Here is a 19,963-nt window from a genome sequence, read left to right as displayed (position 1 = left end):
CACCGCCATGGTGAAATGAAAGCCGGTGTTCCAAGGAGATTTGCCTTGGAGCACCGGCTTTCCCATAGTTGCGAGGTAAATCTCACTTGCTATTTGAGCAGCGACCTGCACATGGCACGGTACTGGCTCACATAACCGCCGCCAAAGAACACGCAATGACCGGCAATGGGGTAGAGCTGCCACAACGTGATGCGATCCCGCCATCCAGCCTTGAGCGGATGCACGGATTGATAGCCTGCGAGAATGTCCGTCAGATACGACATGCCGAACAAGTCGAGCATGGCAAGATCCTCCTCACGGTGTCCACCGTGCGCGGCCGGATCGATAAGGACAGCTTCAACATTGCCGGAATCCGCGGTCCACATGACATTGCCGCTCCAAAGATCACCATGCACTCGTGCCGGCTTGTCATTGGCCGCTTTGCCGAGGATGTCAGGCAACGCATCGATGACAGCTTCTGTCAGCTCCATATCGTAATCAGTCAGCTCTCGACGTTTTATGCCCAGACGAACCATCGGACGGAGCCTGCCGTCAGCCAAATAGGTGGCGACATCGTCCCAATCGCCGGTATCCATCGGCACCGGATCCTGCAATGGACCGAAATAGCAGGTGCCTTCATACCCGTCCGGAGCGGATCCGAAATGGTCGGCGCCGGCATCATGCATGCGGGCAAGAGCCGCACCGAAATCACGGGCGGCCTGAATGGTCGGTCCGCAGGCGTTGACGCGTTCAATGTCGAGATAGTCATTACCCCAGTCGTACACGTCAACCACACGCGGACCACCTTGGGGATGCGCCGCACCAAGCCATTGAAGGCCGCGGCCTTCGCATTCGAAGAACCCTTTCGGACTGAACGCCCTGCTTTTACGGTATTTGCCCATGATGACGAGACTTCCTTCCATACCGGGAAACAACGAATCTGGCTCCATTGTGTGTATGGTTTGGGACAACCAGGCCGGACGCTTTCAAAAACTAGACCCCACTCGCTACTCTTGGTCACGGAAAACAGACGAAACCTATTTCCTACGATTAAAAAGAGGGTTCATGAATTTCTTCCAAGCGATTTTCCTTGGCCTGGTCCAGGCGCTGACTGAATACCTGCCGGTGTCCTCCAGCGCGCATATCCGCATCATCGGCGATTTGATGTTGGGTTCCGATCCGGGCGCCGCATTCACCGCCATCATCCAAATCGGCACCGAGCTTGCCGTGATCCTGTACTTCCGCCATGACATCATCCGTATTCTCGGCGCATGGTTCGGCTCCCTGTTCGGCAAGGAAGGCAAGGACTTCAAAAGCCGTATGGGCGCTCATAACCGTGATACGCAGATGGGTTGGTTCATCATCATCGGCACGCTGCCAATTCTGATTGCCGGCCTGCTGTTCAAGGACGCCATCGAAAGCACATTGCGCAATCTGTGGATCACCGTCACCGTGTTGATTATCTTCGGTATTCTGCTGTGGGTGGTCGATGCCCGGGCCAAGCAGATCAAAACCATGGAGGAGATGACCTGGAAGGATGCGCTGATCTTCGGCATCGGCCAGATGCTGGCGTTGATTCCTGGCGTTTCCCGTTCCGGTGGCACCATCACCTTCGGCCGCGCAATGGGCTATACCCGTGAGGCCGCGGTGCGTGTAAGCTTCCTGATGGCCATTCCTGCCGTGTTTGGCGCAGGTATTCTTGAAGCCATCTCCGCCGTCAAGGATGTGGCAGCCGGCGATGCAGGTATGTTCCCTGGTTGGGGAGCCACCATCGCGGCGACCATCGTGGCGTTCGTGGTCGGTTATGTGGTGATTATCGGCTTCCTGAAGTTCGTGTCCACGTTCTCCTATAAGGCGTTCGCCATTTATCGCATCGCGTTGGCCATTGTTGTAGCACTGTTGCTGATCTGCGGCGTGCTGTCTCCAATGGAGGCCACCGCAGCAGCGTGACGTAGGTTCGACAGCCGCCTTATCTGAAAAAATCCCGGCCGTATGATGACGACCGGGATTTTTTGTATTCGGATAAATTCGTAGTCAGGTCAGACGCCATCGCGTAGAAAGGATTCCGCCTCACGAATCAGTTCCTCGCATGCTGGCATGCCATTCGAGGCGATTCGCTTCGCCCGCGCGTCTAAATCGTAATCACGCTCCAAGTGTGCGAGATAGTCGCCGGTATGCGCGCTCTTTACCAGCTCGTCAGCCTGCGCACGCCATTGCGCGGCTTTCCTAATCAAATCGCCTTCGGCAAGAGGGCAACCGATTGTCAGGGACAGGGCGCGCAGAAGTTCCAGTGTGCCTTGCATACATTCGGCATTGGCGCAGTAGTGCGGCACGGACACCCACATGGATGTCGTGGGGAAACCGGCTTCGGCGGCAAAGGCATCGAGAATGTTGGGAATGCCGACCGGACCGTTGTATTCCCTGTCGGATTCACATTCGCAACCGCTTTTGGAGATGTCCAGCGGCAACGGCCTTGTATGAGGGCATTCGTCGAACATGGCTCCAAGCGTGATGACACCGCTGATGTCATAATCCTTGGCGATGTTCAGCGTCTGCGTGCAGTATTCCTTCCAACGGTAATTGGGTTCCGGTGCGATTTGGACAAGCAGATGCAGCACGGGGGAGACCGCGATGTCATAGAACGTGGTCTTAGGCCAGATGATACGTTTGCGGCCCTGCACGGAGCAGATCATGGGACGTGCCACCTGATAGTCGTAGAAGCCTTCGTTGTCTATGTGACGCACTTCCTGCGATTCATACCGCGACACCAGATGTCGGATGACGTTCGTTGCCGCCTGGCTTGCATCGTTCCACCCTTCGAACGCGGCGACCAGCAGGGTCCTCGGCGTTGCATTCTCCTCACACATGTCTTCAATGTATACCGGAAACGGGTGGCGTACCACATGCTTCAGCCATTGGTGAATGCCATTATGAAAAGCGCGACACGCTGACTTGCAAAATACGTAGATACGGTTATAGTAAATACTCGTGCTCAGGCAGTGAAAAGCCTAAGACATGCGGACATAGCTTAGTTGGTAAAGCGCAACCTTGCCAAGGTTGAGACCGCGGGTCCGAGTCCCGTTGTCCGCTCTAGGTTCCGATTGATTATCGACCTTCATGGTGGGTTAGCCAAGCGGTTAGGCAGCGGCCTGCAAAGCCGTATAGACGAGTTCGACTCTCGTACCCACCTCTCTTCATGCGGGATTTCGGTTCCACATGATATGACAACCCGGGCGGTTGGCGCAGAGGTAGCGCACTTCCCTGACACGGAAGGGGTCACAAGTTCGAATCTTGTATCGCCCACTGGAGCAATGCTCCATATAAATCAATACTGGGTGATTGGCGCAGCGGCTAGCGCACTTCCTTCACACGGAAGGGGTCATAGGTTCGATTCCTATATCACCCACAGTTATGTGTCCCGGTTCTGCCGGGTTTTTGTTTATCTGATGTTCTTTTTTGCATAATAGCGTCGTCCGCAATGATGCCCTCAAAAATTTTTTTTGACTATGATCCCTATGTTTTGGCAATCGCAATACAAGAAAACCCGATAAAAATGCAAAGAAACAGATAAGCGGAACACGACTTTTACTAAATGCATTTATAAAATGGGTGTCGCAAACGGAAAGCAGATAAGGCGCAAGGCACGCCACAGCATATCAGTAAGAAAAGGAAATTCCATGAATAAGAACAAGCTCTTCTCCGCAATCGTCCGTGGCTTCGAAATGAGCGGCATCAGCGCTCTCTCTTCGGTCGCCGGATCCGCTTCAGTCAATGACGCCCTGCAGGAAATCATCGAGACGCGTCGCTGAATCATAGAGGTTTTCAACAGATTCCTCCTTGGCAATCGCCCGGAACGTTCCCAGATTCGACGTTTCGGGCGATTTCCTTTTATATCGCCCTCCAAGTGGGCTACAATGGCGTAACGTGAACGAGGAAGCATTGAATCTGAACCAACCAGTCAAGGACATGGGTCCCAACGAACTGCGGGCGTATGCCAAACTGGGGCAGAAGCAGCATGACGAGGCGAACCATGAGCTCGAACGACGATGGCGCAGCTATGACGACATGCTGCCGAAAGACGATTTCGTATCCTTCATCGACAAGAAGTGACGGCACATACCGCTCACCGTGTATGATTCGTGACCATGCCGGTCTCAATACCGGCCATTTGCAAAGGCAAAGAGTAGAATGGCGACTATGACTGATCCGATTCCAAGCGCAGGCGAAACGACCATCATCGGTCTTCCTGCAATCACTGTACCGGTTACCTCCACCGGAGACCGTCCTCTAACCAAAGAGGATCTTGACACCATCATGCGTCTTGACGATGGCACGGCCCTGCTCATCTCCACGAGGGGAGCGGTGTCCGGTTCGCGTTATCTCCTCGATGAAGACGAGATTACCGTGGGTCGTGATCCAAGTTCCGACATCCTGCTGGACGATTCCACCGTCTCCCGCACGCATGCTGTTTTCCGCCGTGTCAACGGCAACTATTCCGTCATCGACGCGGGTAGCCTGAACGGCACCTATGTGAACCGGCAGCGCGTGAACAGCCAGGAGCTGAAGAATGGCGATGAGATTATTCTGGGCAAGTTCCGGCTCGTCTATTTCACCAATAAGGCCATCATCGCCTGATGAAGTCATGCATATGCCCGTCAAACCGTGATGGGGGTATGCCATTCGTTTTATAATCGCCCGTGTCCTCGGCAAGAGTTGGAGCACGGGCGATTCTCATTTCTGACATGAATTACATGTACGTTGGCGGTCGCTTGCCGTCAACGAATCACATGCGCTTGATACGATGTTATCCGGAAATGTTTGGATAACATGCAGGGGGAGCGGCACATGCTTGATATTCTGCCGGCATTGCTGTGGATAATAGCTGCCGTCATCGCAGTGAACATATGTTCGATTACTGCGATTCGAGGAAAGCTTTTCTCAAAAGAGCATCGCAATGTATATCCGGTACGTTGGTCGATCGTCGCATTGCATTTCACATCATTGATTTTCGGCGCGTTGCCATACCCGATATATGAGATGTTCAAAACCGGTTTCTCCGGTAGATTCCGGCGTTTCTATGAGCATGTCGGCTGGCTGTCGGCAGTGTTGATGATTGTGTTGATCGCAGCCGAACTGGTATTCATGTATCTGCAGGCACGTAACGGAATGCATGGGGAAATGGAGCGCAAACTCAATCAGGCGACGGGAGAATAAGACCGTCGAAGATCGACACGCTAGATACCGATTCACACCTTTCGCAAGCATGACATATGGAAAGAAGAGAGGAAGATGGTTTGTCGATTTCTCCTTTCTGACATAACGTACATTATCGGCGTTTTCGCCCGAGCTTGCTAAAGAGGGGTATACGTACGACGAGGTGCGTGCTCTCGCTAAGGAGTACTACAAGGCCACTAAGGGCTGCCGCGCGCTGATCTGGTCGCGTGGATTGCGTGACATGGCCGGACTCGGCCAGGAACTCACTGACGAGGAACTGGCCGCCCAGGATTTCGCCAGTGCCGACTCTTACCGCTTGACAATTTGGGATTATGGTGCTCACGTGCAGCGGCGCGAGTGGCTGATGCCGCTCATGTTCGCGCTCATGGACGCGACGCAAGGCAATTTGCCGCTGCTCATGGACTTCCTGGACTGGCACCAGGTGCCTTTCAGGTTTGATGATCGCGCCGATCGCGGCGGGACTCCTCTGAAGAAGGAAAAGAACGGGGGTAACATGCCGCGTCCTTAGGCTTCGCACGCCCCTTTTTTTATCCGTTCGGCGTGTCACAATTGCGGAACATACCCGAACGGATATAATAGTAAATATCCAATCGGATATATTTTAGTGAGGTTGATATGTTCAAGGTTTTTGACATGCGGGATCTGCGCACGGTCTGCGCCGAAGCGGGCGATGACGCCCGCGTCATGGCCGGGTCGCTGCTTGAGCTGAAATGGTGGCGCGATCCGTCCGAACTGTTCGCGCAGCCGGAGGTCAAGGCCATGTTGCACGGCTCCCGTCGGCATGGCTGGTTTCGCGCGGGCGATCTGCGCGACTGGATCGACGGGAAGCGTGGTGCGGAATGAGGTTGGAACCCGTCTTCGTCTGTGGCTCCTGGTGGCTCGATATCGACCAGGCGGCCGGTCTGCTGCGCGTCTCCCCCATCACCCTGCGGCGTCACCACAATGGCGGCCGCTTCGCTGATGTCGACTCGATCGTGTGGCATCACGTGCTTCTGTTCCGCCTGGATGACGTGGTGAGATCCAGCGGCGGCGTGTTCGGCCTGGACGTTTCCCAGGAGTGATTATATCCGTTCGGCGTGTCGCACTTGCGCAACATAACCGAACGGATATAATAGTAATTATCCAAACGGATACAAAAAAAAGGAGTTGACATGTTGACCAGGGACAACGCGGAGACAATGCGGAGACTGCGCGGGAAGAGCGCGGGGGCAGTCCCGGCATGGTGGCACGAATGCGACGCGTGCGGCGGACGGGCTTCGATAGCATTGTCCCCCACGGCGGCGGGACGGCGTGCCATCGAAGCCGGGTGGATGGTCGATGACGACGTGGCCGTCTGCCCGGTCTGCCGACGCCTGGCGGCCGCCTGGACTGACTGACCCGCTCCGCACGGCGGTTCCGTGCTAGAATCCATTTCGTATCATCCGCTATCCGTTTGGGGGTTATCATGGTCAGCTTGCAGACACTCCGCCTTGATCGCGGGTTGACGCTCGCGCAACTGTCGGAACTGTCCGGCCTGTCGCTCGGGCGCATCGGCAATTGGGAAGCCTGGAACCGGTCGCCACGTCCGAAGTCCGCGCGCGATCCGCTGTTGATGTCGGTCAAGTCCGCCCGTTCGCTCGCCGTCGCGCTCGGCGTCACCCTTGACACGCTGTACTCGGCATTGGCCGCAACGGAGGACGGCAACGAGTAGCAAACGAAAATCGCTTGCGATTTTCGCGCGCTAGCAATCGTTTGGCCGACATTTCCGAAATGTCGGCGGGGTTCGGGGCGGCGCCCCGATTAGCGCCGGAAAAGGACGAAAACCACCGCAAGGACGCGGCGGAACGGCGGAACCACGCGGAACCATGCGCGACATGCCGGCTTTTTCCGGCGCATGACACGCCATCGTGAAAATGCTTGCATTGTCAGTAATCCGAAATGGGTTTCCCATCGAGGGGATTTAATCTAATCTGATTGACTGATGATTGTGAGGTTTTCAACATGGCTATGGTACCTGAAGCGGGATTGCTGATTGAGGGATCCATTTTGAACGTGCATGTGGATCGCGGTTCTGACGGAAACGATTATGCGACGGTGCAGGTCAGCAACGAAGACGGCATCAGCAACGTGAATTTCAATGCCCAGGACACCAGGAACTTGCAAGTGCACGCCTTCCAGCCGACTACACGCGTCGCGTGGGTCGTGCGTCCGTACGTCGTGTACGGTGTGAGCAAGAACACCGGCAACCCTTACGGCATCCTCAAACTGAACTACGTTCGCAACAACAACGCGGAATAACGCCATGCAGCAGTTCACGCTCTCCCCGGATGACTGGCGGCTGGTCGGTACGTTCATGTGCCTGGTTTTGTTCTCGCTTGGATTCCAGGTGTTCGGAGGTGGCCGCTGAAATGGTGCTGTTGCAACTGATCTGTGGCGTGTGCGCCGTGTTGATGACGTTCGACGCGCTCGTCCGCCTGTTCTTCCGCAGTATGTGAGGTGTCGAGATGGATGACGCGGCGTTGTTGTTCTGCTTCTGGGCGGCCGGTCTGCTGCTCGGCTGGCTTCGCTCGGTTCTGACCAGGGGGTTCTGATGAGGGATCCGCTCACATTCATTTAAATTTTTGTTGTTCGTGCGATTCCTTTAAGGGGGTGAAAGATTATGGATTACGTGCTTACCGTTGCCGAGGGTTCGGCTACCGATCTGTCCACGCTGGTGTCTTCCTTCACCAGTGAGGTCGGTACGCAGTTCGCCGCCGCCGCTCCGGCTGTTGTCGGTGCCGCCGCCGCTATCGCGGTCGTGATCTGGGGCGTTCCGAAGCTTATCGGCTTCTTCAAGCGCTCCGCTAAGTGAGTCTCCTGATTCACGTTTGGTATTTTCTCCCTCGTCATTGCTCACTAGTGGCGGGGGTTTTCGTTTAGGTGGGATGTGGAAAAATGGATTTGTTGCGGAAGATGGGATGCACGATGGCGTGCGTCCTGGTGTTGTTGGCGTCGGCGGTGCCCGCGGCCGCCGCCGATAATTTGGATGTTCCAGTTTGGTATGGCGGTGCGGTCAAGGCTTTCGACCGGATGGGCAGCACGTCGTTGCAGTTGCCTTGGTGGATTAGCAAGGGCACCGCGAAAAAGATTTTGCAGCTGAAGGACGATAGGACTTTCGACATTGACGCGAAGCTCGACGATCAGGGCGTTCGTGACGGCTATCCTGCGCAAAAGGATTTCGACCAGGCGTTAGATGATCACGCCAGCGTGATCCGGTACCAGGACAAGACTTTCGAGATGCGCGAGTGGCTGAATCTGCTAGGACAGACGTTCGCGGACGGCTATGCGGCTTCCGCGAACGGCAGCAAGGTTTACGGTGACACCGGATATATTCCCACCAGCGAGGAGATAGACCAGGAGAGCCAGAAACTCGCGCACACGTCCTCTTACCTGTTGCAGCAGGCGAAGAACTTCGACTATGACGCGTCCAGTGCTCAGGCTGAGACGAGCGGCTGCCGCGCGGTCGCTAAGGTCTTTTCGGCTGTCGATTATGCATGGAAACGGGGCGGGGACACGCCGGGAACGTATCTTGCATCCGACGTGATTCCGTATGATCCGAGCCAGTTCAAGAATTATGACGCGCTTACCGTCCTTGATCGCGACAACGGCACGCTTTACTATGACCAGGTTTTGAACGAGATGAGCGGCAAGAAGAGTTCGATCGTCAACTATTCGGATCTGAAACCGTCCGCCGTGGTCGGTGGCCGTAAGGCGCAGGCTAAGCAGTGGGCGGGCAAGGCCAAGGAATTAGGCAAGGAAGCCGGGAAACAAGGTCTTTTGGAAATGATCGACCAGTTCGTCGGCGGTATGATCCAGGATGGCAGCCGCAAAGTCCTGGACATGACCGTGGGACTTGATAATTGGTGCGATGCCCTGACTGGTCTTACTGCCGGAAATTGGGCTCTGAAAGCACTTGGCTACATTGATAATAAAGTGGTGGGCACGGTCACCGGCGTGGATTGCGATAATTACGTGCCCCAGGGCACGGCGGCTTCAACCCGTCAATTCGGCAAAGCGAAAAAAGATCTTAGTGGCGAGCAGAGCATGACGGATGATCAGTACAAGGGCTGGTCGTATACGGAAACGTCTTGGTATTACGGTGTTGCACCGGGAGGCACGACGGTGTATGTGCATGGTAGATGGTTTACGAATGGTATCAAGAATATCGTGTGGATGTATAACAGCGTAGTACCTAATGTCCGGTCTGAGGATGATATTTTGCTGAGCCCTTGGCTGGATAATAATTCTGCGATGAATGAGTATGGCGGCTATAATCCTTATGGTCACAGCGGCGAGCTTTATGCTGATTCCTTGTCTTCGATCGCGGATGAGTCTTATGCTTCTGGATTGGTTTTTGTGGATCAGTTGTACAAAAATCGTGATTTTTCGGGTGGTCACAAACTTTATCCGGGCACGCCGGATCAGGTTTTCGCGATGCTCCGTCTTGGCCGTTTGTCCGATAAAGGATGGACGGACTCGAACACGACTGGTTTCGCTGTCTGTGATGATTCTTGCCCGGCAGCCTATCGGCCAAGTGAGCAGGAGACGGCAACGACCACCACCACCGTGACCGACCAGGACGGCACGCAACATATCAGCAGCTTGGACGGCCAGGATCTGGATAACGGCGGACTGTTCCCCCGCCATGTCCAGGCGGGTTTAAACGATGATGGAACGATTGGCGGCACTCTCTCTTACGGAGCGACCGCAAATGGCAAGACTAGTGATCTGGGCAGCATGAGCCTGGACGGCATCAAACCGAATCCGACCGGCAAGCGCCTGGATCTCATCGACACAGTGACGGGCAAAAGCTGTTTCAGCGAGGGTTACGCGTGCGCGGATTGGGTCAAGGAAACACAGACCCTCGTTCCCGAGCATCAACTGGACGTGAATTTTAAAGGCACTACCAAGGAGTATCCGAATCTGAAATATAAGTGCTCGTATGACGTGCCTGGAAAGATTACGGAAGTTCCGTTGGGCGAGTGCATCGCATACGCGCCGCAGTTCAAACCGGAAGCGCAGAAGAGTGGGCAGACTACCGGTCAGCCGGACGGATCCACCAGCGATAAGACAACCACGAAACCGGATACTAGTTATAGTTGGAACGACTGTGTGAAAAGTGCCACCAGCGAGACGGCCGCCGCCTGGCTGTACAGTCCAATCACGTGCGCCGCGCATCAATTGTTCATTCCGGATACCAAGGTGATGACCACCACGGCCGTTAAGTTCCAGTGCGATACTTCCGACGGTATCATGCCGCAATTCCAGGAATTGCGGACGAATTGGGGCGCCCTGTTCGATTCGTTCGGCGGTGGCTGTCATGGTATAAAGGTGAATTTCAGTTGGGGTGATATCAAGGTGTTTGATGACGCCGAGTTTTTGAACGCCTGTCCCGGCACGCAATTGGAGTTCCTGCCGACTTTGGCCAAAGCGGGCATTACGCTTGGCCTGGCGGTCATGGCGTTCTCGATCTGCCGAAAGGCGGTCATGGCGATCTTCGATTTCAATATCCCGGATGGCGGGAGTGATGTGTGATGATCACCGAGACTGTTGTTTCCTGGGCTACTGACTTGTGGGCGTGGTTCCTGGGTTTGTTCGATGGCGTCCGGATCCCTGATTTTGCCATGCATCCGCCTTCCGCGATCAAGACGATTACGCAGTGGCTTGACGGTTTCAGCATCTGGTTTCCCTGGACGGAATTCAAGACATTTATCATAGGCACTGTCGGCTTCGTCCTCGCCTGCTTCCTGGTGCGTGCCGCCCGTGCCGCCATCGGCCATCTGCCGATGATCGGCGGCAACGGCTGACATGGGGAACCGTCATGAAATGAAACACACCATGAAAACACGTCATTCTCCACAAAAAAAGACATGCGAACATGGTGTGTTTTGCACGAAAAACCGCATAAAACCGGAAAAACGTCACCAGAATATCGAACACGATACGAAAAACAACGAAAAAGAACCCCCGAACATTGCAAACGTTGCAAAACGGGGAATAACACGCGAAAGGTTACGCACATGGTCAAGCCACGCGAACTGTATGCCTATCTTGTCTCAAGGCGGAAAACGGAGGAAGGCGCGGAAGGACACGCGCGCACGGCGGCTCCCGCCGCCGAGCACGTGGCCGTCGCGACTCCTCCGTTCCCGCATGAGAGCGATTGCGGACGTTCCGCACGCATGAGATGGCCTATCAGTGCCTATATCGGCTCGAACGGCTCCGGTAAGACTTTGTGCATGGTGCACGATACGCTCCCGAGCCTGTACCAGGGACGCAAGATCTATACCACGGTGCCGATCACCTGGCCGGACGGCTCCCCCGCTCCGAACGTGGAAATGCTGCACGACTGGCAGCAGATTCTTAACGCTCGTCATGCCGATATACTTTTGGACGAGGTGAGCAGCATCGCCAGCAGTCGCGAGTCGGACGCGCTGCCCCCGCAGATCGCCACCATGCTGCAGCAGCTGCGGAAACGTGACCTGGTGTTGCGGTGGACTGCGCCGTCCTGGTCACGCGCCGATCGCATTTTGCGCGAGACAACGAAGACGGTCACGATCTGCCACGGCTATTTTCCCGTTCGCGCTCCCGACAGCCAATGGCGCCAGAATCGACTGTTTCGATTCAAGACATACGACAGCGCGGACTATACGGATCTTGAGATCAACCAGGCGCAACGCAAGTTCGACCCGCTCACGTCCTCCTGGTTCCTGCTGTCCAGGCACACCGCGCCGCATTGTTACGACACTTTCGCATCCGTGAGCACCATCGGCACGGTGCTTATGTCCGGACGCTGCGCTGTTTGCGGCGGTCGGCGGCGTGTGCCCGAGTGCTCGTGTCCAGATTACAAGCAGCTCATGGCACGCCCTAAATAACGTGTATAATATCCGTTATGACAAAAAAACGAAAGGCGCGGAAATGCTGATTGAGTTCGGTTCATTGCTCGCATTGCTGACGTTCATCATCTTCTTGGCTTCCTCGATCTGGTATTGCGTCGAGCAATTCCGGGACGGCTACCATGTGCGCAGCATCATCCTTGGCCTGTTCACGATCGTTCTCTCCGGCGTCCCCTGTGTCCCATTCGGCCACGGCGACATGGCCTTCGACGAGCTTGGTTTCGCGTTCATCATTTTCGCCGTCTGGTGGTGCTTCATCGCGGATTACATGCGCCGTCTCAACCATCGCAAGCTCATGACTATTGGATTTGCCATCGCTGGCGCGTTGTTCCTGGTTTGCCTTGTGTTCTTTTTCATCGCCTTCGATATGCAGCACGATTTAATCACGTCCGCCGTGATACGATAAGCCCAGACATAAAAAATGTCCTTGGACAGTTGGAGCTATCCAAGGACGTGAAACCAAAAGATATTGTGAGGTTTTCAAATGGTTTCAGACATACATCCTATCACACCGGAGGAATTCACGCCCGAATACCGGGCGTCCCTCTGGGTACGACGCCATATCGCCGAATACAAGGCTGAAAAGGACGGCGGCGTAGCCGCCCTTGATAGCAATGCAAGTTATGCGGCCACTCTCGACGTGGCTGCGGACTCCGCCGATTTCGCCACCTATGCGCAACTGCGCGCCGATCGGTGGGCGCAGCGTCGTACCGTGCGCCGTGTGCTGCGTGGCACCAGGCCGGGTAAATGTGGGTTTGAGATCAACAAGTGCGCGGGCAAGGGCGTGTATTGGGATGCCGAGCACGGTTCTCGGATCAGTGGCTTGCAGTCCTGCGGTTCCGTGTGGGTGTGCCCGGTGTGCAATCACAAGATTCAGGCGGGGCGTTTTGACGAGGTGAAGCGTCTGATGGATTTTTGCAAGGAGCATGACTATGGCGTCGTGTTTGGCACTTTGACGGTGCGGCATAAGCGGGGTGATTCGCTTAAGGCCGTTACCAGGATGGCGCAGGAGGTTTGGCGGAAGTCCAGGAGCCACCGGCGTATTAAGGATTTGTTTAGCCGGACGCATGAGATTGGTTATCTGCGCGCTATGGAGGTCACATACAGTCACGCGAACGGTTGGCATGATCACTTCCATTGCTATTACATTTTCGATCATAAGTTGTCCAGGTCGGAAGCGGCCGATTTCAGCGGCGCGTATGCTGCCGAGTGGGTGGAGACGGCGAAACGCTGTGGCTATGCCGCTCCCCTGATGAAAAACCAGCGGCTCGAGGTCATTGACCTGGACAGGGTGAGCAGCATCGAAGCGGCGGCGAAGTATTGCACGCTCTCGAAAACCGCCACCACTCCCCAGACGTCGAAGCTCGGTCACGAGCTGACGAACACCCAGAGCAAGGTTGGCAAGGTCAAGCGACACGCCAATGGCCGTGACGTGCTCCATCTCACATATTGGGACTTTATTCGTATTTTGGAGAACGAACATAACGTGATGTACCGTACATTATCGGCGTTTCGGGAATGGCGGATTTTCAAGGAAAATGAAGCCTTGACCATACGTTTCTGACATAACGGCCTTCTTGTATGATCAGGGCTTCACATGCAATGACGTAGCATCCTTGATGCGGATTTCATCAGGATGCGTTCATGAAAACCTCAGCGAAATATTCCTCGACGGCCTGTGCAAGCCCATCCACGGAATCCAGAACGCGATACGCTCCATGAGCCTTGAGCTCACCAGGTTCCGCATAACCCCAGCCACAGCCCAGGCAATCGAGACCACACGCCTTGGCGCCATCCGCGTCGGTCCATCGATCGCCGACCATCAGAGCCTTGTCTCCGGCGTTCTCGTCGAAACCGATGTGCTGGAAAGCCCAATGAATCACCTGATTCTTATCAAGGCGCGAATTGTCCTTGCTGGCGCCATAGATGCCATCGACCATGGTGTCCAGATGGAAATGCTCACAAATCGGAATGCACTGATACTGCGGCTTGCAGCTGGCAACCGCCAGATAGTACCCATCGGCGCGCAGTTTGGCAAGTTGTTCAGGAATACCGGGATAAATCGTGTTGTTCAAACGTCCCGGCACCTTCATTCCAGGATTGTTCGGATCGTCGAATACGGCCTCATCGGAATAATATTTGCGGTAGATTCGTACGCCCTCGTCGAGCTTGTCATCCGGAATGCCGTTACGCTGCAATGATTCGCTGATGGCCGGGCCGATGAAGCGATGCAGTTCGGCATCGTCCGGAACCGGGTATCCCATCTCCATGAACGTCTTGACGACACAGCCGATGATGCCTGGATCGGATTTCGTGAGCGTGCCATCAAGGTCAAGCAGAACGACTTTTTTCGGATGTTCGGACATGGGTTTGACCTTCTCCCTGATTTGTTGTATCTGAGCGGTATCGATAACGATTATGCCCGGTCGCAATGACCGGGCATTCGTTCAGGTGTTGTTCAAAATGCAAGTCGCTGAAAACGACTCACTCGTAATCCGGGAACCACCCATCACGATGCATCTGGAGACGCTTCTCCAACAGCGCTTTCAGCTCGTCTTCGGTACGACGCTCCATAAGCATGTCCCAATGGGTACGCGTCGGTTTGGTGATTTCATCGGCTTCGCTGTCATCGTCACCTTCACGGTGGGCGACGGCGCCGCAACGGCACTCCCACTCGTCAGGGAACTCTGCACCCTCGGCGAATGGCAGAATCGTACGATGTCCCTTTGGGCATATGTATGCGACGTCGGTTCGTGCCGCGAAATCCACATTGTCATCGGATTCCAGCGACTTTGCGCCAATGCTCATGCCTCGTAGGCTGCGCTCTGCCATATTGCCTTTGCCTCCTTGGATTATCTGCTCACTCTAAGCTACAGAACAGTTCGGACGTGTTGTTTATTCCCCGATTCCCTTGGGAATGCCCATGAATCAATCGACGCCGGAATATGCGACGATACCACGATTGACGCTTTCGTAGGCCTGTTTAGCGATTGAAGCAAGCGTTTCGGCTCGTTTGCCCAGATACGGGCCTGCTACGGCAATCTGTTGCAATACGTCGGCGAGACGCTTGCAACTACGCACGAAATCGCCGCCGGTCAAATCAGTGCCGTATAGCACGCGTGACAGACTCTCCCCTTGTGCCCATTCGTAAACGACGTCGGTGATTCCGAAATCAAGCTGACGCATCTCGCCAAGCGCATGGTCCTCGCACAACATGGCGATCGACGCGTGCACACCCTTGAGCTGTGCCGCGCAGACAGCCACATTGCCTTGGATTCCGCCTGGATAGTGACGGGGCTCTCCCCCACTGCCCCTGCGCGGCTCGTATATCAGGGACATGACAACGCTGGCTAATTCGGCCGCATCAAGGCCATCGAACGCGCCATCGTCAATCGCTTGAGCGAGCACCAGATCCAGCTCGCTGTACAGGTGGCGCAATAACTGACCTTGTTCGGTAAGTCGATAATCGACCTGATCATCGGCGCTTCCCTCAAATCTCTGGAGATATCCGAGTTCTTCGAGCACGTTGCAGATGCGATCGAACTGGCGTGCGACCGAACCCGTACGCGAATCATACCGATTCCGTACCCGTTCCAATTCACGCATCTCACGAGCCCACCGATGTCCCCATTTAAGATGCTGCTGGATATCGGAACACTTTCGACAGGGGTGTTCGCGTTCCTCTTCACGCAGCTTCGCGATACGTCTGTCAAGAGCCTTGAACGCTTCCCCGCGCGCTTTTTGCGTACGGAAAACCTCATGCTTGAGTCTGCGACGCTCGTTCTTCTCCAAATCGCTTAGCCGCATGCGCAGGCGCATGAATTCCTTGAAATCGCCAAATTCGCAATCGAAGGCCTGTTCGTATCCATCCAATGCCTTGCGAAGCGTATCCATCTGAGCCTCAAGCTGCCAGGCGGATTCGTTAGCTTCCCACTGTGCGAATGAGCGGTCGAGCGTGATGCGAGCCGTCTCGTAATCGCTAGAATTAAGCAGGTTCACTGCCATGTTGAAAGTCGGTTTGAAACTGGAATGCAACGGATAGACGCGCTTGCTAGACAATGCGGCAGCGGTCGCTGGTATAAAGCCGTGATGGTCCACGACCACCGCGTGTCCTATGGTGTCGATGCCTCGCCGACCCGCTCGACCGGTCAACTGGGTGAACTCCCCCGGTGTCAGTCCGACATGGCCTGTGCCATCGAATTTCTCGAGCTTTTCCACCACCACACATCGTGCCGGCATGTTGATACCCAAGGCAAGCGTCTCCGTGGCGAAAACGACCTTCACCAAGCCTTCTTCAAACAATCGCTCGACGATTTGACGGAAAAGCGCGACCATGCCGGCATGATGCGGCGCGAACCCCTCCTCAAGCGCGAAACGGAACTGCGAGAAATGTAGGGCCTTCAGATCCTCTTGGCTGAGCTGTCCCTCGACCATCTCATCGACGATGCGGCGAATGCGGCGTACCTCGTCATCGGTGGTGAGTTCAAGACCTGCATTGATGCATTGTTCCACAGCCTGGTCGCAACCGTTACGCGAGAAGATGAAATAAATGCCCGGCAGGACGCCGAGGAAATTCAGTTCGTCGACCACCGCCCATCTGCGCGGGGTATGCCGCTCCGGTTTGCGGGAATGGTCATTCCAGCCGCCCTTGCCACCTTTGCGCTTGTCGGGACGCTGCTCTCCCCTGCGTCTGGCCGCCTTGCGATCCAGTTGATCGAGCCTATTCACCAACTGCGCATTGAGTTTGTCGGTCTGATTGCCGTTCGCATCCCGCCTGTACAGGTCGATTAGTTCAGGCTCAGTATTGTCGTCGGCTTGGACAAGCACATGCTGCTCCAACGGCACGGGACGCTTTTCGGATACCACCAACGTGGTATCACCCCGGACGGATTCAATCCATTTGGAGAAATCCTCGACGTTCGATACCGTCGCGGACAGGCCGATGATTCTCACATTCTGCGGCAGGTGGATGATTACTTCCTCCCATACCGGGCCGCGGAACCGGTCGGCGAGGTAGTGGACCTCATCGAGGATCACGTAGCGCAATGCCTCCAATGTCATGGAATGCTCATACAGCATGTTGCGCAGAACCTCAGTGGTCATGACCACGATATCCGCTTCGGAGTTGATGGACGTGTCGCCGGTGAGCAGACCGACCTTGTCCGATCCGTATGTCTCCACCAGATCATGGTATTTCTGGTTGCTCAATGCTTTGATTGGCGTCGTGTAGAAAGCCTTGACATTGCGTTCCTGCGCCAGATAGATGGCGAAATCAGCAACGACCGTCTTGCCAGCTCCAGTGGGTGCCGCGACGAGCACATTGTCGCCGGCCTCCAACGCGTCATTGGCTTTAATCTGGAAATCATCCAATTCGAACGGCATGGATTCGGCGAACCTAGAGGCTACCGACTTTCTTTTTGACTGCGCCTGTCTGAATGCCGCATACCGTTGCGCCGGTGATGGTTCGGCGTTCGCTTTGCTTGTTTGCCTGTCGATACCGTTGTTGCCGCGACGGCGATGATGAGTCATGGTTCCTTTTCGAATCAGTCGTTGAAATGTTTCCATTCGGCCCACTGCTGGGCATGACGAGTGCGTTTCTCCCCTTGACGCCGAATGACTTCGGCATGGGCGCTGGCATAGTGATCCGTCGCATCCTTGAGCGGTCGGGTAAAGAATGGAGACATGTCCTTCTCCACTTGTGGCAGCGGTTTGGACATGGCTTCAAAACGTTTGGATGCACGTCCTCCAACTTTTGCGACGTTCTTGAAAGCCTGATAGCCATGGATGCACGCATATGCGCCACCCGCGATCAACATCGCCAGCATGAACAGGACAAGCACCAGCCAGATCCACCAAGGCATAGGTTCTCCCGTCAGTCTTCGCTCTCATGGTCGCCGATGCTCAGCTCGTGCTTTGCGCGAGCGACGATCATGGTACGCAACGTCTCCGGTGCAACAGCCGTGATGTGACGCGCATGCGAGATGCAGAATGCGACATACCAGGAATCGGAGGAGACGATCAGATGGACTTTCTCGCCGTCGCCACATTTTTCGACGGTGGCACCGGACAGACTGTCGATGAACGACAGGTCGTCCTGATTGGTGATGAAGACGGCCGGAGTGCCGTTATCGAAGCTCCACTTGCGCAGTTCGGATGCAGGAACATCCGGAATGTCAACCTTTTCGGTCGGCTGGACCAACTCGGCATGTTCGATGCGGGATATACGCAGCACCTGCCAGATACGCGGTTTACCCGTGGCCTTGTTGATGGCCGTGTCCTTCTTGACAAACTTCGCCTTGTCGGCGGGAGCCGCGTTGGCCACATCCGTCCAGACCGCCACGTAATAAACACCCTCGTCGACGAAAATCTTATCAGGCGCCACCAACTTGCGCTGAATGCGCCCTGCGCCGTCTGTATACTCCATATCGAGCAGCATGTTCTTGGAGATGGCGCTTTTGACGATGGAGAAATTCCTTGGCTCCATTTCGTAACCGGTAAGGCTCAACCATGGCATGTCCCCCGGCTTCACATGCTGACGCAGACGGCTGTACAGCGATTCAGCCTGCTCACGCAGTTTGTCCGGCAGCAGGGAGGAATGAGCAAGGTAGCTCACCGATGCGGTCAGCATGCTCAGATACTGCTGGGAGATTCCGGCGAGGCGTTCAAGCCCAAGCGAATTCGTGGCGGACACGATGCCCTCGGCGTCAAGCAGCGACCAATCGATGTCGAAGAACTGGCTTCCAGCCATTTCGCCGTCATCGGACACCGTGGTCAACGTATTGATGTCCTTATGAATGATGTTGACGAACTTCTTCAATTCGTCTTCGGACTTCGGTCTGCCGATGAAGCGCTCGGCAAGCTCTTCCAGCGAATATTCCTCTCCCATATGCGCGGACAGGAACAACATCAGACGCAAACGGCGATCAACTTCGCTACCGGTTTGGAATGCCGAATTCTTCTTCGGACGTCCCTTTCCTTCCTCGGCATCATCATCCGGACTATTACGGTTGATTTCCGGGGAAACCACGGTTGAACTGTCGGCGCCGGTGGATTCATCGGCCGGCAGGAACTGCGTGGCCGCATGCAGACGACGATTGAACGCGTCCACTGCTTCCGGAGGACTCACAATGGAGGCTCCCGGATGGGACAGCACGAACATGGCCAGATCGTCGGAATCGGTGTAGGCGACGTTCAGATGCTCGCCGTCAACATCCACCGTTGCGGCGAAACGCCGCTGATCCACCACTTTGACGAGTTCGTCAGGAATGGATTGCGTGCCAAGTCCCGGCGCGATGGAATCAAGTCCAAGACCCGGAATCGGAGTCTGCGGCACGCGCGGTGCCGTACGTGAGGTGTGTTGGGGCTCATGCGCGGGAGCGGAGGAAATCGACATGGATCTCGCAAGATAATTCGCAGCGGCGAGAATCGGCAGATCGTCATCCCCGAACAGCAAACGCACGCGAGGCTCATCCCCTAATTGCAGACGGTACGAGGCAAAGTCCTGGCCTTCCGACTTGGAGGAATATTCAGGTTGTCTCGATTCGATGGCGATACCCATGGCAGCCAGCTTGGCACGATCACGCTGGAATTGCTTTGCAAAAGCCGCTTTCGCCGCTTGGTCGGCAAGCTCTCCATAGGAATCCGCATAAGCTTTCACACGTTGCGCGATTTGACGAGAGGTAAGCCATTGGGGGAAGGCTGAGGAAAGCACCGCCAACACATCAAGTTCGTGCTTGCCCCATTTGTCGGAAAAACGACGCCTACCGTTACTTCCCTCAGCCATTAGTCCTCACGTCTCGTTAACGTTTCGTCTTAAGTGTTTGGCTTTGTAAGCCGCA

The 19,963-nt window shown here is 55.4% G+C and carries 24 protein-coding genes and 4 tRNA genes; 20 read left to right on the top strand and 8 right to left on the bottom strand.

What is annotated here, in order from left to right:
• Positions 1 to 89: 89 nt before the first annotated feature.
• Positions 90 to 881, bottom strand: coding sequence for a fructosamine kinase family protein (locus AC1ATL_RS04025; protein ID WP_476568668.1), 792 nt, complete (start codon positions 879 to 881; stop codon positions 90 to 92).
• A 163-nt stretch (positions 882 to 1,044) separates the two neighbouring features.
• Between AC1ATL_RS04025 and AC1ATL_RS04020 the strand changes: the two genes are divergently transcribed.
• Positions 1,045 to 1,929 (top strand): undecaprenyl-diphosphate phosphatase, encoded by an 885-nt coding sequence (locus AC1ATL_RS04020; protein WP_432624224.1) that lies wholly within the window; start codon positions 1,045 to 1,047, stop codon positions 1,927 to 1,929.
• A gap of 89 nt (positions 1,930 to 2,018) precedes the next feature.
• Here the strand turns inward: AC1ATL_RS04020 and AC1ATL_RS04015 are convergent, their stop codons facing one another.
• Positions 2,019 to 2,846, bottom strand: coding sequence for a PAC2 family protein (locus AC1ATL_RS04015; RefSeq protein WP_432624225.1), 828 nt, complete (start codon positions 2,844 to 2,846; stop codon positions 2,019 to 2,021).
• A 150-nt stretch (positions 2,847 to 2,996) separates the two neighbouring features.
• Between AC1ATL_RS04015 and AC1ATL_RS04010 the strand changes: the two genes are divergently transcribed.
• The 18 genes from AC1ATL_RS04010 (at position 2,997) to AC1ATL_RS03925 (ending at position 12,104) form a co-directional block, all read left to right on the top strand.
• Positions 2,997 to 3,069, top strand: a tRNA-Gly gene (locus AC1ATL_RS04010).
• 29 nt (positions 3,070 to 3,098) lie between these two features.
• A tRNA-Cys gene (locus AC1ATL_RS04005) sits at positions 3,099 to 3,169 on the top strand.
• Positions 3,170 to 3,210: 41 nt separating this feature from the next.
• Positions 3,211 to 3,282: transfer RNA gene (locus AC1ATL_RS04000), tRNA-Val, on the top strand.
• A 30-nt stretch (positions 3,283 to 3,312) separates the two neighbouring features.
• Positions 3,313 to 3,385: transfer RNA gene (locus AC1ATL_RS03995), tRNA-Val, on the top strand.
• Positions 3,386 to 3,656: 271 nt separating this feature from the next.
• A complete protein-coding gene (locus tag AC1ATL_RS03990; protein ID WP_275051104.1) occupies positions 3,657 to 3,788 on the top strand; it encodes a hypothetical protein in 132 nt (43 codons plus the stop codon).
• Positions 3,789 to 3,903: 115 nt separating this feature from the next.
• Positions 3,904 to 4,089: a hypothetical protein gene (locus AC1ATL_RS03985; protein WP_432624226.1), complete on the top strand. Its 186-nt coding sequence runs from the start codon at positions 3,904 to 3,906 to the stop codon at positions 4,087 to 4,089.
• Between the two features lie 87 nt (positions 4,090 to 4,176).
• Entirely contained in the window at positions 4,177 to 4,614 is a 438-nt protein-coding gene (locus AC1ATL_RS03980; RefSeq protein WP_432624231.1) for an FHA domain-containing protein, read from the top strand.
• A 210-nt stretch (positions 4,615 to 4,824) separates the two neighbouring features.
• Positions 4,825 to 5,193, top strand: a complete 369-nt coding sequence (locus tag AC1ATL_RS03975; protein WP_476568665.1) for a hypothetical protein — start codon at positions 4,825 to 4,827, stop codon at positions 5,191 to 5,193.
• Positions 5,194 to 5,434: 241 nt separating this feature from the next.
• The gene (locus AC1ATL_RS03970; protein ID WP_476568663.1) at positions 5,435 to 5,722 is read left to right on the top strand and encodes a hypothetical protein; all 288 of its coding nucleotides are present in this window, start codon (positions 5,435 to 5,437) and stop codon (positions 5,720 to 5,722) included.
• 107 nt (positions 5,723 to 5,829) lie between these two features.
• Entirely contained in the window at positions 5,830 to 6,057 is a 228-nt protein-coding gene (locus AC1ATL_RS03965) for a hypothetical protein (RefSeq protein ID WP_476568661.1), read from the top strand.
• Positions 6,054 to 6,275, top strand: a complete 222-nt coding sequence (locus tag AC1ATL_RS03960; protein ID WP_476568659.1) for a hypothetical protein — start codon at positions 6,054 to 6,056, stop codon at positions 6,273 to 6,275. Before AC1ATL_RS03965 ends, AC1ATL_RS03960 begins: the two co-directional genes overlap by 4 nt.
• A gap of 90 nt (positions 6,276 to 6,365) precedes the next feature.
• Positions 6,366 to 6,590, top strand: a complete 225-nt coding sequence (locus AC1ATL_RS03955; protein ID WP_476568657.1) for a hypothetical protein — start codon at positions 6,366 to 6,368, stop codon at positions 6,588 to 6,590.
• 68 nt (positions 6,591 to 6,658) lie between these two features.
• Complete coding sequence (locus AC1ATL_RS03950) at positions 6,659 to 6,904, top strand: helix-turn-helix domain-containing protein (RefSeq protein WP_476568655.1); 246 nt, start codon at positions 6,659 to 6,661, stop codon at positions 6,902 to 6,904.
• Positions 6,905 to 7,194: 290 nt separating this feature from the next.
• On the top strand, positions 7,195 to 7,491 hold the full coding sequence (locus AC1ATL_RS03945) for a hypothetical protein (protein ID WP_476568653.1): 297 nt from the start codon (positions 7,195 to 7,197) through the stop codon (positions 7,489 to 7,491).
• 361 nt (positions 7,492 to 7,852) lie between these two features.
• Complete coding sequence (locus AC1ATL_RS03940) at positions 7,853 to 8,044, top strand: hypothetical protein (protein ID WP_476568651.1); 192 nt, start codon at positions 7,853 to 7,855, stop codon at positions 8,042 to 8,044.
• A gap of 83 nt (positions 8,045 to 8,127) precedes the next feature.
• Entirely contained in the window at positions 8,128 to 10,767 is a 2,640-nt protein-coding gene (locus AC1ATL_RS03935) for a hypothetical protein (protein ID WP_476568649.1), read from the top strand.
• Entirely contained in the window at positions 10,767 to 11,039 is a 273-nt protein-coding gene (locus AC1ATL_RS03930) for a hypothetical protein (protein ID WP_476568647.1), read from the top strand. Before AC1ATL_RS03935 ends, AC1ATL_RS03930 begins: the two co-directional genes overlap by 1 nt.
• Before the next feature lie 213 nt (positions 11,040 to 11,252).
• Positions 11,253 to 12,104, top strand: a complete 852-nt coding sequence (locus AC1ATL_RS03925) for a hypothetical protein (RefSeq protein ID WP_476568645.1) — start codon at positions 11,253 to 11,255, stop codon at positions 12,102 to 12,104.
• A gap of 61 nt (positions 12,105 to 12,165) precedes the next feature.
• Here the strand turns inward: AC1ATL_RS03925 and AC1ATL_RS03920 are convergent, their stop codons facing one another.
• The gene (locus AC1ATL_RS03920) at positions 12,166 to 12,501 is read right to left on the bottom strand and encodes a hypothetical protein (RefSeq protein ID WP_476568643.1); all 336 of its coding nucleotides are present in this window, start codon (positions 12,499 to 12,501) and stop codon (positions 12,166 to 12,168) included.
• Positions 12,502 to 12,609: 108 nt separating this feature from the next.
• Between AC1ATL_RS03920 and AC1ATL_RS03915 the strand changes: the two genes are divergently transcribed.
• Entirely contained in the window at positions 12,610 to 13,689 is a 1,080-nt protein-coding gene (locus AC1ATL_RS03915; RefSeq protein ID WP_476568641.1) for a protein rep, read from the top strand.
• Positions 13,690 to 13,756: 67 nt separating this feature from the next.
• Here the strand turns inward: AC1ATL_RS03915 and AC1ATL_RS03910 are convergent, their stop codons facing one another.
• The 5 genes from AC1ATL_RS03910 to AC1ATL_RS03890 all read right to left on the bottom strand — a co-directional run bounded on the left by AC1ATL_RS03910 (position 13,757) and on the right by AC1ATL_RS03890 (position 19,908).
• Positions 13,757 to 14,491 (bottom strand): HAD hydrolase-like protein, encoded by a 735-nt coding sequence (locus AC1ATL_RS03910; protein ID WP_476568639.1) that lies wholly within the window; start codon positions 14,489 to 14,491, stop codon positions 13,757 to 13,759.
• A gap of 118 nt (positions 14,492 to 14,609) precedes the next feature.
• Positions 14,610 to 14,957 carry an RNA polymerase-binding protein RbpA gene (locus tag AC1ATL_RS03905; protein WP_026646045.1) on the bottom strand — a complete coding sequence of 116 codons (348 nt, stop codon included), beginning with the start codon at positions 14,955 to 14,957 and terminating at the stop codon, positions 14,610 to 14,612.
• A 96-nt stretch (positions 14,958 to 15,053) separates the two neighbouring features.
• Entirely contained in the window at positions 15,054 to 17,654 is a 2,601-nt protein-coding gene (locus AC1ATL_RS03900) for a DEAD/DEAH box helicase (protein WP_476568637.1), read from the bottom strand.
• Between the two features lie 14 nt (positions 17,655 to 17,668).
• Positions 17,669 to 17,986, bottom strand: coding sequence for a hypothetical protein (locus tag AC1ATL_RS03895; RefSeq protein WP_432624518.1), 318 nt, complete (start codon positions 17,984 to 17,986; stop codon positions 17,669 to 17,671).
• A gap of 11 nt (positions 17,987 to 17,997) precedes the next feature.
• The gene (locus tag AC1ATL_RS03890; protein WP_432624517.1) at positions 17,998 to 19,908 is read right to left on the bottom strand and encodes a helix-turn-helix transcriptional regulator; all 1,911 of its coding nucleotides are present in this window, start codon (positions 19,906 to 19,908) and stop codon (positions 17,998 to 18,000) included.
• Positions 19,909 to 19,963 lie beyond the last annotated feature (55 nt).

The sequence above is a fragment of the Bifidobacterium sp. LH_743 genome (assembly GCF_056355775.1).
The sequence above is the reverse complement of the archived record's forward strand: the minus strand, read 5'-3'. Positions and strand labels throughout refer to the sequence as shown.

What these genes read in the sequence shown, in the direction of transcription:
- AC1ATL_RS03895 (WP_432624518.1), bottom strand. Translation starts at nt 17,986, where the DNA reads ATGCCTTGGTGGATCTGGCTGGTGCTTGTCCTGTTCATGCTGGCGATG.
- AC1ATL_RS03925 (WP_476568645.1), top strand. Translation starts at nt 11,253, where the DNA reads ATGGTCAAGCCACGCGAACTGTATGCCTATCTTGTCTCAAGGCGGAAA.
- AC1ATL_RS03945 (WP_476568653.1), top strand. Translation starts at nt 7,195, where the DNA reads ATGGCTATGGTACCTGAAGCGGGATTGCTGATTGAGGGATCCATTTTG.
- AC1ATL_RS03940 (WP_476568651.1), top strand. Translation starts at nt 7,853, where the DNA reads ATGGATTACGTGCTTACCGTTGCCGAGGGTTCGGCTACCGATCTGTCC.
- AC1ATL_RS04015 (WP_432624225.1), bottom strand. Translation starts at nt 2,846, where the DNA reads ATGTGTGAGGAGAATGCAACGCCGAGGACCCTGCTGGTCGCCGCGTTC.
- AC1ATL_RS04025 (WP_476568668.1), bottom strand. Translation starts at nt 881, where the DNA reads ATGGGCAAATACCGTAAAAGCAGGGCGTTCAGTCCGAAAGGGTTCTTC.
- AC1ATL_RS03910 (WP_476568639.1), bottom strand. Translation starts at nt 14,491, where the DNA reads ATGTCCGAACATCCGAAAAAAGTCGTTCTGCTTGACCTTGATGGCACG.
- AC1ATL_RS03960 (WP_476568659.1), top strand. Translation starts at nt 6,054, where the DNA reads ATGAGGTTGGAACCCGTCTTCGTCTGTGGCTCCTGGTGGCTCGATATC.
- AC1ATL_RS03935 (WP_476568649.1), top strand. Translation starts at nt 8,128, where the DNA reads ATGGATTTGTTGCGGAAGATGGGATGCACGATGGCGTGCGTCCTGGTG.
- AC1ATL_RS03980 (WP_432624231.1), top strand. Translation starts at nt 4,177, where the DNA reads ATGACTGATCCGATTCCAAGCGCAGGCGAAACGACCATCATCGGTCTT.
- AC1ATL_RS03950 (WP_476568655.1), top strand. Translation starts at nt 6,659, where the DNA reads ATGGTCAGCTTGCAGACACTCCGCCTTGATCGCGGGTTGACGCTCGCG.
- AC1ATL_RS03965 (WP_476568661.1), top strand. Translation starts at nt 5,830, where the DNA reads ATGTTCAAGGTTTTTGACATGCGGGATCTGCGCACGGTCTGCGCCGAA.
- AC1ATL_RS03890 (WP_432624517.1), bottom strand. Translation starts at nt 19,908, where the DNA reads ATGGCTGAGGGAAGTAACGGTAGGCGTCGTTTTTCCGACAAATGGGGC.
- AC1ATL_RS03915 (WP_476568641.1), top strand. Translation starts at nt 12,610, where the DNA reads ATGGTTTCAGACATACATCCTATCACACCGGAGGAATTCACGCCCGAA.
- AC1ATL_RS03905 (WP_026646045.1), bottom strand. Translation starts at nt 14,957, where the DNA reads ATGGCAGAGCGCAGCCTACGAGGCATGAGCATTGGCGCAAAGTCGCTG.
- AC1ATL_RS03900 (WP_476568637.1), bottom strand. Translation starts at nt 17,654, where the DNA reads ATGACTCATCATCGCCGTCGCGGCAACAACGGTATCGACAGGCAAACA.
- AC1ATL_RS04020 (WP_432624224.1), top strand. Translation starts at nt 1,045, where the DNA reads ATGAATTTCTTCCAAGCGATTTTCCTTGGCCTGGTCCAGGCGCTGACT.
- AC1ATL_RS03975 (WP_476568665.1), top strand. Translation starts at nt 4,825, where the DNA reads ATGCTTGATATTCTGCCGGCATTGCTGTGGATAATAGCTGCCGTCATC.
- AC1ATL_RS03955 (WP_476568657.1), top strand. Translation starts at nt 6,366, where the DNA reads ATGTTGACCAGGGACAACGCGGAGACAATGCGGAGACTGCGCGGGAAG.
- AC1ATL_RS03970 (WP_476568663.1), top strand. Translation starts at nt 5,435, where the DNA reads ATGGCCGGACTCGGCCAGGAACTCACTGACGAGGAACTGGCCGCCCAG.
- AC1ATL_RS03990 (WP_275051104.1), top strand. Translation starts at nt 3,657, where the DNA reads ATGAATAAGAACAAGCTCTTCTCCGCAATCGTCCGTGGCTTCGAAATG.
- AC1ATL_RS03930 (WP_476568647.1), top strand. Translation starts at nt 10,767, where the DNA reads ATGATCACCGAGACTGTTGTTTCCTGGGCTACTGACTTGTGGGCGTGG.